Source organism: Diaphorobacter oryzae DSM 22780 (assembly GCF_059568935.1).
Map to the genome: position 1 here is coordinate 1 of NZ_JCANUL010000021.1, position 9,525 is coordinate 9,525.

At 65.5% G+C, this 9,525-nt stretch carries 9 protein-coding genes and 3 tRNA genes; 5 read left to right on the forward strand and 7 right to left on the reverse strand.

Annotation, left to right across the window (positions count from 1 at the left end; translation table 11 throughout):
* Positions 1 to 186: YetF domain-containing protein (locus BP68_RS18950; RefSeq protein WP_496374702.1), on the forward strand; the 186-nt coding region annotated here is incomplete at its 5' end.
* A gap of 74 nt (positions 187 to 260) precedes the next feature.
* On the opposite strand, the gene BP68_RS18955 is transcribed toward BP68_RS18950, so the two are convergent.
* The 7 genes from BP68_RS18955 to BP68_RS18985 form a co-directional block, all read right to left on the reverse strand.
* Positions 261 to 1,391, reverse strand: a complete 1,131-nt coding sequence (locus tag BP68_RS18955; protein WP_496374704.1) for an acyl-CoA dehydrogenase family protein — start codon at positions 1,389 to 1,391, stop codon at positions 261 to 263.
* Positions 1,392 to 1,435: 44 nt separating this feature from the next.
* Entirely contained in the window at positions 1,436 to 2,104 is a 669-nt protein-coding gene (locus tag BP68_RS18960; protein ID WP_496374706.1) for an SDR family oxidoreductase, read from the reverse strand.
* A gap of 103 nt (positions 2,105 to 2,207) precedes the next feature.
* Positions 2,208 to 3,398 carry an acetyl-CoA C-acyltransferase gene (locus BP68_RS18965; protein WP_496374708.1) on the reverse strand — a complete coding sequence of 397 codons (1,191 nt, stop codon included), beginning with the start codon at positions 3,396 to 3,398 and terminating at the stop codon, positions 2,208 to 2,210.
* Positions 3,395 to 5,221, reverse strand: a complete 1,827-nt coding sequence (gene aceK / locus BP68_RS18970; RefSeq protein ID WP_496374710.1) for a bifunctional isocitrate dehydrogenase kinase/phosphatase — start codon at positions 5,219 to 5,221, stop codon at positions 3,395 to 3,397. Before aceK ends, BP68_RS18965 begins: the two co-directional genes overlap by 4 nt.
* Positions 5,222 to 5,282: 61 nt before the next feature.
* On the reverse strand, positions 5,283 to 5,945 hold the full coding sequence (can, locus tag BP68_RS18975; protein WP_496374712.1) for a carbonate dehydratase: 663 nt from the start codon (positions 5,943 to 5,945) through the stop codon (positions 5,283 to 5,285).
* Positions 5,946 to 6,000: 55 nt separating this feature from the next.
* The gene (locus BP68_RS18980; protein ID WP_496374714.1) at positions 6,001 to 7,191 is read right to left on the reverse strand and encodes an isovaleryl-CoA dehydrogenase; all 1,191 of its coding nucleotides are present in this window, start codon (positions 7,189 to 7,191) and stop codon (positions 6,001 to 6,003) included.
* A 151-nt stretch (positions 7,192 to 7,342) separates the two neighbouring features.
* A complete protein-coding gene (locus BP68_RS18985; protein WP_496374716.1) occupies positions 7,343 to 7,753 on the reverse strand; it encodes a MerR family transcriptional regulator in 411 nt (136 codons plus the stop codon).
* Positions 7,754 to 7,930: 177 nt separating this feature from the next.
* Between BP68_RS18985 and BP68_RS18990 the strand changes: the two genes are divergently transcribed.
* The 4 genes from BP68_RS18990 to tuf all read left to right on the forward strand — a co-directional run bounded on the left by BP68_RS18990 (position 7,931) and on the right by tuf (position 9,523).
* Positions 7,931 to 8,016 (forward strand) — tRNA-Tyr (locus BP68_RS18990).
* A 51-nt stretch (positions 8,017 to 8,067) separates the two neighbouring features.
* Positions 8,068 to 8,141 (forward strand) — tRNA-Gly (locus tag BP68_RS18995).
* A 41-nt stretch (positions 8,142 to 8,182) separates the two neighbouring features.
* Positions 8,183 to 8,257, forward strand: a tRNA-Thr gene (locus BP68_RS19000).
* A gap of 75 nt (positions 8,258 to 8,332) precedes the next feature.
* On the forward strand, positions 8,333 to 9,523 hold the full coding sequence (gene tuf, locus BP68_RS19005) for an elongation factor Tu (RefSeq protein WP_496371092.1): 1,191 nt from the start codon (positions 8,333 to 8,335) through the stop codon (positions 9,521 to 9,523).
* The last annotated feature ends 2 nt before the right edge of the window (positions 9,524 to 9,525 follow it).

Below are 9,525 nucleotides of genomic sequence, written 5' to 3' on the forward strand. Positions count from 1 at the left end.
AAATTTATTGTTTATTTTTGTATTGATGCCGTGTTTGTGAAATTGGGTAATGAGAGGGGTCGTGCAAGAAAAGTAGCAGCCGCCGCCCTGCGTGCCGGTGGTTGCCTGCACCTGCACGAGGTGGAGCGCGCCACGCTGGAGAGCAACGGCCAGATCACCGTGGTGCTGCGGCGCCGGGATGGCTGAGGGCTTTTAAGTGAAAAATGCCTCCAGTGCCCGCCAGATAAGCGCAAGCAGCTATCTTTTCAGGAGTTGTTTTCTCAGGCCAGCGCGCGCTGGATGATGATCTTCTGCACGTCGCTCGTGCCCTCGTAGATCTGGCACACGCGCACGTCGCGGTAGATGCGCTCGACCGGGAAGTCGCCCACCACGCCGTAGCCGCCCAGGGTCTGGATGGCGGCGCTGCAGACGCGCTCGGCCATCTCGCTGGCGAACAGCTTGGCCATGGCGGCCTCCTTCAGGCAGGGGCGGCCCGCATCGCGCAGCGCGGCGGCATGCCAGATGAGCTGGCGCGCGGCCTCGATCTGCGTGGCGCAGTCGGCCAGCCGAAAGCCCACGGCCTGGTGGTGGAAGATGGGCTGGCCAAAGCTCTCGCGCTCCTTGGAGTACGCCAGCGCCGCCTCGAACGCGCTGCGCGCCATGCCCACGCTCTGCGCGGCGATGCCGATGCGCCCACCCTCCAGCGCGCCGAGCGCGATCTTGTAGCCCTCGCCCTCGGCGCCGATGAGGTTCTCGGCTGGGATGCGGCAGTTGTCGAAGTTGATCTGCGCCGTGTCGCTGCTGTGCTGGCCCAGCTTGTCCTCCAGCCGCGCCACCACATAGCCGGGGTTGCTGGTGGGCACGAGGAAGGCGCTCATGCCCTTCTTGCCCGCGCCCTTGTCGGTGACGGCGATGACGATGGCCACCTGGCCGTTCTTGCCGCTGGTGATGAACTGCTTGACGCCGTTGATCACGTACTCGTCGCCATCCTTCACGGCGGTGGTGCGCAGCGCCGAGGCGTCGGAGCCCACATGCGGCTCGGTCAGGCAGAACGCGCCCAGCATCTCGCCGCGCGCCAGCGGCGCGAGCCAGTCGCGCTGCTGCTGCGCGTTGCCGTAGCGCATGAGGATGGCGTTGACCGGGCAGTTGGTCACGCTGATCGCCGTGCTGGTGCCGCCGTCGCCGGCGGCGATCTCTTCGAGCACCAGGGCCAGCGAGAGGTAGTCCAGCCCGGCGCCGCCCAGCTCCTCGGGCACGCAAATGCCATAGGCGCCCAACTGCGCCAGGCCCTGGTGCGCGTCCTTCGGGAAGTGGTGTTCCTTGTCCCAGCGCGCGGCGTGGGGCCACAGCTCGCGCTGCGCGAAGTCGCGCACGGCGTCGCGGATCATTTCCTGGTCGGGGGTCAGCAGCATCGTGTCTCCATTCTTCAATGTTCAGTGTCGTGGGCCGGGGCGCGCTACCAGTGCGCCGCGCGCCGGCCGTCGTGGTGCAGCAGGCGGCCCTTGTCCTCGGGCGTGAGGTGCGCCAGCGTCTCGCGCATGCCGCGCACGCTGTCGGCCACAGTGAGTGGTGCCTGGGCGCCGCCCATGTCGGTCTGCACCCAGCCGGGGTCGATGGTGACCAGGGTGGCCTGGGGGTAGTCGTTCTGCGCCGCGGCCACGGCCATGTTGAGGGCCGCCTTGCTCGTGCGGTACAGCCAGGCGCCGCTGCTCTGCACGCTGCCGATCAGCGACATGCCGGTGGACACGAAGGCGAACACGCCGTGCGCATCGGCCACCAGCGGCGCCACCTGCGGCAGGGCCTGCATGGCGCCGAGCACGTTGGTGTGCATGACGGCGTCGAAGTCGTCCCGCGTGGGCGGCGTGAGCGCGTTCGGCCGGCGGATCACGCCAGCCACGTACAGCGCCAGGTCCAGCCTTTCGCCGTCGAGCATCCAGGCCAGGCCGCTGACGCTGGCGGGCTGGGCCACGTCCACCGTCAGCGCCTGCGCGCCCAGGGCCTGCACGCGCGCACGGCCCTCCTCGTCGCGCACGGTGGCCAGCACGCGCCAGCCGGCCTCGCGGTACTGGCGCACTAACTCCAGGCCGATGCCGCGCGAGGCGCCTATCACCAGAACTGTGGACATGCTCTTCAAGCCAAGTATGCTGCCAGCGCTTATAGGGTAGGCACCGGCAGCTATTGATAAATGAGCGCTGGGGCCGCAAGCGGCGCCAGCGCCCGCGTGGTGCTTACACCAGCTCGATGGCCATGGCCGTGCCTTCGCCGCCGCCGATGCACAGCGTGGCCAGGCCCTTCTTCTTGCCGCGCGCCTGCAGCGCGTGGATCAGCGTGACCAGGATGCGCGCGCCGCTGGCGCCGATGGGGTGGCCCAGGGCGCAGGCGCCGCCATTCACATTGACCTTGTCGTGCGGCACCTTCAGCTCGGCCATCAGCGCCATGGGCACGACGGCGAAGGCCTCGTTGATTTCCCACAGGTCCACGTCTTCCACCGCCCAGCCGGCCTTCTTCAGCGCCTTCTGGGTCGCGCCCACGGGGGCGGTGGTGAACCATTCGGGCGCCTGCGAATGCGTGGCATGGGCGGCGATGCGCGCCAGCGGCTTGCAGCCGAGCTGCTTGGCGGTGGATTCGCGCATCAGCACCATGGCGGCGGCGCCGTCGTTGATGCTGGAGCTGGAGGCGGCGGTGATGGTGCCGTCCTTCTTGAACGCGGGCTTGAGGCCGGCGATCTTGTCCAGCTTGGCCTTGGCCGGACCTTCGTCGATGCTCACCGTCACCTCGCCCTTGCGGGTCTTGAGGGTGACGGGCGTGATCTCGGTGGCGAAGGCGCCGCTGGTGGTGGCGGCCTGGGCGCGCTGCACGCTGGCGATGGCGAAGGCGTCCTGCTGCTCGCGCGTGAAGTGGTACTTGGCGGCGCAGTCCTCGCCGAAGGTGCCCATGGAGCGGCCGGCCTCGTAGGCGTCCTCCAGGCCGTCGAGCATCATGTGGTCGTACACCTTGTCGTGGCCCATGCGGTAGCCGCCGCGGCCCTTCTTGAGCAGGTAGGGGGCGTTGGTCATGCTCTCCATGCCGCCGGCGACCATCACGTCGCGGCTGCCCGCGATCAGCTGGTCGTGGGCCAGGATGGTGGCCTCCATGCCGGCGCCGCACATCTTGGACAGCGTGACCGCGCCCGTGCTCTGCGGCAGGCCGCCCTTGAAGCCGGCCTGGCGCGCGGGCGCCTGGCCCTGGCCCGCCATCAGGCAGTTGCCGAACAGCACTTCGTCGACCTGCTCGGGCTTCACGCCCGCGCGCTGCACGGCGGCGGCAATGGCGGCGCCGCCCAGGTCATGGGCGGCCAGGTCGGCGAAGTCGCCCTGGAAGGCGCCCATGGGCGTGCGGGCCGCACTGACGATGACCACGGGGTCGTTGTATTGGCTCATGCTGAATCTCCTGTTGGTTGGAATGAAAGGGGGGCGGAGCGAAAGCGCCGCTCGTTGTCGTAAGGGAACACGTCGTAGACATGGCCGGCCTGGATGCGCTCCTTGTGCGACTGCCAGAAGTCGGCGTCCAGCAGATCGGCGTGGTGGCGCATGAACGCCTCGCGCACGGCATCGTTGCCCAGCAGGAAGGGGCCGAAGGTCTCGGGGAACACGTCGTGGGGCCCCACGGGCCACCAGACCTCGCCGGAGAGTTCGTCCTCCTCGCAGCGCGGCGGTGGCACGCGGCGGAAGTTGCAGTCCGTGAGGTATTCGATCTCGTCATAGTCGTAGAACACGACCTTGCCGTTGCGCGTGACGCCGAAGTTCTTCCACAGCATGTCGCCGGGGAAGATGTTGGCGGCCACCAGGTCCTTGATGGCGTTGCCGTACTCGACCACGGCATGCTCCAGGGCGCTGCGCGCGTCGGGCTTGTCCAGGCCGGTGTCCAGGCATTCCTGCAGGTGGATGTTGAGCGGGATCATGCGCCGCTCGATGTACAGGTGCTGGACGATGACCTCCTGCCGGCCGTCGCCATCGCGGTCGCTGATCTCGATCTGGCTGGGCGCGTGCTTCTCGATCTCTTCGATCAGCGCATCCGAGAAGCGCTCGCGCGGGAAGGCCGCCAGGCTGTACTCCAGCGTGTCGGCCATGCGGCCCACGCGGTCGTGCTGCTTGACCAGCAGGTACTTGGCCTGCACCTGTTCGCGCGTCGTGTCCTTGGGGGCCGGGAAATGGTCCCGGATGAGCTTGAACACGTAGGGGAAGCTCGGCAGGTCGAACACCAGCATCACCATGCCCTTGATGCCGGGGGCGATGCGGAACTGGTCGCTGGAATACTTCAGGTGGTGCAGGAAGTCGCGGTAGAACAGCGTCTTGCCCTGCTTGGCCAGGCCCAGGGCGGTGTACAGCTCGGCGCGGGGCTTGCGCGGCATGAGGCTGCGCAGGAACTGCACGTAGGCGCTGGGAATCTCCATGTCCACCATGAAGTAGGCGCGCGCGAAGCTGAACAGCATCTGCAGGTCGTTCTCGCCGAACAGCGCAGCATCGATCAGCAGGCCGCCCTGCTCGCCGTGCAGGATGGGCAGTGCGAAGGGCAGTTCGTTGAAGCCGTTGATCACCTTGCCGACCAGGTAGGCGCCCTTGTTGCGAAAGAACAGGCTGGACAGCACCTGGATCTGGAAGTTGGAGCGCAGCTTGGCCGTGCCCAGGCGCTGCTGGACGGCCTGCACCACGCAGGCCACGTCGCGCGGCAGGTCCTCGAATTCGCGCTGCAGCGCGAAGTGTTCGATGATGTCCGTGAAGGTCTCGGGCAGGTTCTCGCGCGAGGGGTAGTAGGCGCGGTAGGTGGGGCGGGCGGCCGGGTCTTCGCTTTCGATGTACTCCGTGCTCACCGCGGGCCGCACGAAGATGAAGTCGTTGTGGAAGTGGGTGCGGTGCAGGATCTTGGTGGTGACCGAGTTGAAGAAGGTCTCGGCCAGCTCGGGCTGCAGGTGGTTGACCATGAGCCCGATGTAGTGCAGCTTGACCTGGTGCCACACGTCCATCGGCTGGGCGCCAGCGTCAAACTCCTTGTCGAGGCGGCGCACGCATTCCTTGACGCGCAGGTCGTAGAACTCGATGCGCTCGCGCTGGGCGCGCTGCTGACCATGCCAGTCCGCCGTCTCGAAGCGGTGCTTGGCGCGCGCCGACTCGGCGCGGAACAGGCGGTAGTGGCGGTTAAAGCCATCCATCATCGCCTTGGCGATGTCGTAGGCCTGGGGGGCGTCCAACCGTTGGGGAAACATGGCGTGCTGGTGCTGTGCCAGGCGGGGCGTTCGCCGCTTCGTGACGCCAGGGCGCCGGGCTCTAGCCCCGCTCGCGGCGGGCCACCTGCTCCACGGCCGCCTGGTGCACCTCATGCAGGCCACCGATGCCCGGCACCGTCATGTGCAGGTTGGTGATCAGGCCGTTCTGCAGGCTGTAGCACCAGCCGTGCAGCGTCACCTGCTGGCCGCGCGCCCAGGCGTCCTGCATCACCGTGCTCTGCGCCACGTTCACCACCTGCTCGACGGCGTTGAGCTCGCACAGCGCATCGTGGCGCCATTGCGGGGAAATGGCCTTGAGCAGGTCGTAGTGCTTGTCGCGCACGTCGCGCACATGGCGCGTCCAGTTGTCCACCAGGCCCAGGCGCTTGCCCTCCAGCGCCGCCAGCACGCCGCCGCAGCCGTAATGGCCCACGACCATCAGGTGCTCGACCTTGAGGTGGTCCACGGCGTACTGGATGGTGGACAGGCAGTTGAGGTCGCTGGGCACCACTACGTTGGCCACGTTGCGGTGCACGAACACCTCGCCGGGCTCCAGCCCGGTGATCTGGTTGGCCGGGACGCGGCTGTCGGAGCAGCCGATCCACATGTAGCGGGGCTTTTGCTGCGCCATCAGGCCGGTGAAGAAACCGGGCCGGTCTCGCTCCATCTGTCCCGCCCACTCGCGGTTGTGAACGAACAGTTCGTCGATGGAGGTTGTGGTCATAAAGTCAATCCTTTGCGTCTTGCCATGAATAGAGACCGGCGCCCGTGCGGATGCGTCAGCAGGTTTCCGCAAACAGCTCCCGGCCGATCAGCATGCGGCGGATTTCGCTGGTGCCGGCGCCGATTTCGTAGAGTTTCGCATCCCGCCAGAGGCGGCCCAGCGGGTATTCGTTGATGTAGCCGTTGCCGCCATAGATCTGCACGCCCTCGCCGGCCATCCAGGTGGCCTTCTCGGCGGTCCACAGAATCACGCTGGCGCAGTCCTTGCGCACCTGGCGCACATGGTCGGTGCCCAGCATGTCCAGGTTCTTGGCCACGGTGTAGGCGAACGAGCGGCCCGCCTGCAGCACGGTGTACATGTCGGCCACCTTGCCCTGGATGAGCTGGAACTCGCCAATGCTCTGGCCGAACTGCTTGCGGTCGTGGATGTAGGGCACGACGTTGTCCATCACGCTCTGCATGATGCCCAGCGGGCCACCGGTGAGCACGGCGCGCTCGTAGTCCAGGCCGCTCATCAGCACCTTGGCGCCGCCGTTGACCTGGCCCAGCACGTTCTCGGCGGGCACCTCCACGTTCTGGAACACCAGCTCGCCGGTGTGGCTGCCGCGCATGCCCAGCTTGTCGAGCTTTTGCGCAATGCTGAAGCCCTTCATGCCTTTTTCAATCAGGAAGGCCGTGACGCCGCGCGCGCCCAGTTCCGGCTCGGTCTTGGCGTAGACCACCAGCGTGTCGGCATCGGGGCCGTTGGTGATCCACATCTTGTTGCCGTTGAGCAGGTAGTAGCCGCCCTTGTCCTCGGCCTTGAGCTTCATGCTGATCACGTCGGAGCCAGCGCCGGGCTCGCTCATCGCCAGCGCGCCCACATGCTCGCCGCTGATCAGCTTGGGCAGGTACTTGGCCTTCTGCGCGTCGTTGCCGTTGCGGTTGATCTGGTTCACGCACAGGTTGCTGTGCGCACCGTAGGACAGACCCACGGAAGCACTGGCGCGCGAAATTTCCTCCATGGCCACCATGTGGGCCAGGTAGCCCATGTCGGCGCCGCCGTACTGCTCGGGCACGGTGATGCCCAGCACGCCCAGATCGCCGAACTTGCGCCACAGATCCATGGGGAACTGGTCGCTGCGGTCAATCTCGCCCGCACGGGGCGCAATTTCGGCCTGCGCGAATTCGCGCACGGCATCGCGCAGCGCATCGATGTCCTCGCCCAACTGGAAGTTGAGGCCCGGCAACTGGGTGGCAATGCTCATGAGTCGTCTCCTTGAAGAGGGTGTGTTGGCACGCGTTTCGCCTTTGCCCTGCGCCCGCTCGGCCGCGCTGGTGGGCTGATCCGCACATCTGCAATGCTGCGAGTGCAACTACCGATCTGCGGGATGCATTGGAATGACGTTTACGTAAACGTCAATTATCCACGACTTTGCGATTTGGCGGCTCGATTTTCGCCAGCAGCTCCCGGGCCTCGCGCTCGTGCTCGCGTACCTCGTCCAGATTGGATTGCAGGTCCATCATCTGGGACTCCAGCTGCTTGCGGTGAATGGCGAGCACTTCCAGAAACTTGCGCAGCTGCACGCCCGTGTCGCGGGGGCTGTCGTACAGGTCGATGATTTCCTTGGCCTCGGTCAGTGACAGGCCCAGGCGCTTGGCCCGCAGGGTGAGTTTCAGGCGCGTGCGGTCACGCGCGCTGTAGATGCGATTCCGCCCGCCCGGTCCTGCGCGCTCGGGTTGCAGCAGGCCCATGTCTTCGTAAAAGCGCATCGCCCGGGTGGTGAGATCGAACTCCTTGGCGAGATCGCTGATGGTGTAGGCGGCCATATGAGTTCTGAGAGTCTTTCTGAATTCGTGTTGACGTGAACGTCAATGCTACTGCAGCCGGTACGCCTGGATTGGGGCTTGGTGTGCCGATGTGTCTCGGAAGTGGGCTGAATTTTGTGCGGGGGCGTGCGAAAACTTCGGCGACCGGGAAAATGCTGCTATACTTGCAAATTCTTCGGAGGGGTGCCCGAGTGGCTAAAGGGGGCAGACTGTAAATCTGTTGGCTTACGCCTACACTGGTTCGAATCCAGTCCCCTCCACCAAGATTGTGGATGCTGAAGGTGATGGACCGCGCTTGCGCAAGTCTCGGTCTTGCGGGAGTAGTTCAATGGTAGAACCCTAGCCTTCCAAGCTAATGACGCGGGTTCGATTCCCGTCTCCCGCTCCATGATTTTGGTTTGCGTTTGATAGGAGTGAAGAGCTCCGACTGCCCATGTGGCTCAGTGGTAGAGCACTCCCTTGGTAAGGGAGAGGTCGCGGGTCCGATTCCCGCCATGGGCACCAAATTTTAGGGTGCGTCTCCGTCTGGGGTGCATCAATATTTGTCGTGTTGGTGTAGGTTTTTTCGGAGTCGAGAAAATGGCAAAAGGTAAGTTTGAGCGTACCAAGCCCCACGTGAACGTGGGCACGATCGGTCACGTGGACCATGGCAAGACGACGCTGACGGCGGCCATCGCCACGGTGCTGTCCAAGAAGTTCGGCGGCGAAGCCAAGGGCTACGACCAGATCGACAACGCCCCCGAAGAAAAGGCGCGTGGCATCACGATCAACACCTCGCACGTGGAATACGAAACGTCCACTCGCCACTACGCCCACGTGGACTGCCCCGGCCACGCCGACTACGTCAAGAACATGATCACCGGTGCCGCCCAGATGGACGGCGCCATCCTGGTGTGCTCGGCCGCTGACGGCCCGATGCCCCAGACCCGCGAGCACATCCTGCTGGCCCGCCAGGTGGGCGTGCCCTACATCATCGTGTTCCTGAACAAGTGCGACATGGTGGACGACGAGGAACTGCTGGAACTCGTCGAAATGGAAGTGCGCGAACTGCTGGACAAGTACGACTTCCCCGGCGACGACACCCCCATCATCCGCGGCTCGGCCAAGCTGGCCCTGGAAGGCGACCAGTCCGACAAGGGCGAGCCCGCCATCCTGCGCCTGGCTGAGGCACTGGACACCTACATCCCGACGCCCGAGCGCGCCGTGGACGGCGCCTTCCTGATGCCCGTGGAAGACGTGTTCTCCATCTCCGGCCGCGGTACCGTGGTGACCGGCCGCGTCGAGCGCGGCATCATCAAGGTCGGCGAAGAAATCGAAATCGTCGGCATCCGCGACACGCAAAAGACCACCTGCACGGGCGTGGAAATGTTCCGCAAGCTGCTGGACCAGGGCCAGGCTGGCGACAACGTCGGTCTGCTGCTGCGCGGCACCAAGCGCGAAGACGTCGAGCGTGGCCAAGTGCTGTGCAAGCCCGGCTCCATCAAGCCCCACACCCACTTCACGGCTGAGGTGTACGTGCTGAGCAAGGACGAAGGCGGCCGCCACACGCCCTTCTTCAACAACTACCGCCCCCAGTTCTACTTCCGCACCACCGACGTGACCGGCTCCATCGAGCTGCCGGCCGACAAGGAAATGGTGATGCCTGGTGATAACGTGTCGATCACCGTCAAGCTGATCAACCCCATCGCCATGGAAGAAGGCCTGCGCTTCGCCATCCGCGAAGGTGGCCGCACCGTGGGCGCCGGCGTCGTTGCCAAGATCATTGCGTAATC

Coding starts and splice junctions, on each gene's coding strand:
- tuf (WP_496371092.1), top strand. CDS start 8,333: ATGGCAAAAGGTAAGTTTGAGCGTACCAAGCCCCACGTGAACGTGGGC.
- BP68_RS18965 (WP_496374708.1), bottom strand. CDS start 3,398: ATGAGCCAATACAACGACCCCGTGGTCATCGTCAGTGCGGCCCGCACG.
- BP68_RS18960 (WP_496374706.1), bottom strand. CDS start 2,104: ATGTCCACAGTTCTGGTGATAGGCGCCTCGCGCGGCATCGGCCTGGAG.
- BP68_RS18980 (WP_496374714.1), bottom strand. CDS start 7,191: ATGAGCATTGCCACCCAGTTGCCGGGCCTCAACTTCCAGTTGGGCGAG.
- BP68_RS18955 (WP_496374704.1), bottom strand. CDS start 1,391: ATGCTGCTGACCCCCGACCAGGAAATGATCCGCGACGCCGTGCGCGAC.
- can (WP_496374712.1), bottom strand. CDS start 5,945: ATGACCACAACCTCCATCGACGAACTGTTCGTTCACAACCGCGAGTGG.
- BP68_RS18985 (WP_496374716.1), bottom strand. CDS start 7,753: ATGGCCGCCTACACCATCAGCGATCTCGCCAAGGAGTTCGATCTCACC.
- aceK (WP_496374710.1), bottom strand. CDS start 5,221: ATGTTTCCCCAACGGTTGGACGCCCCCCAGGCCTACGACATCGCCAAG.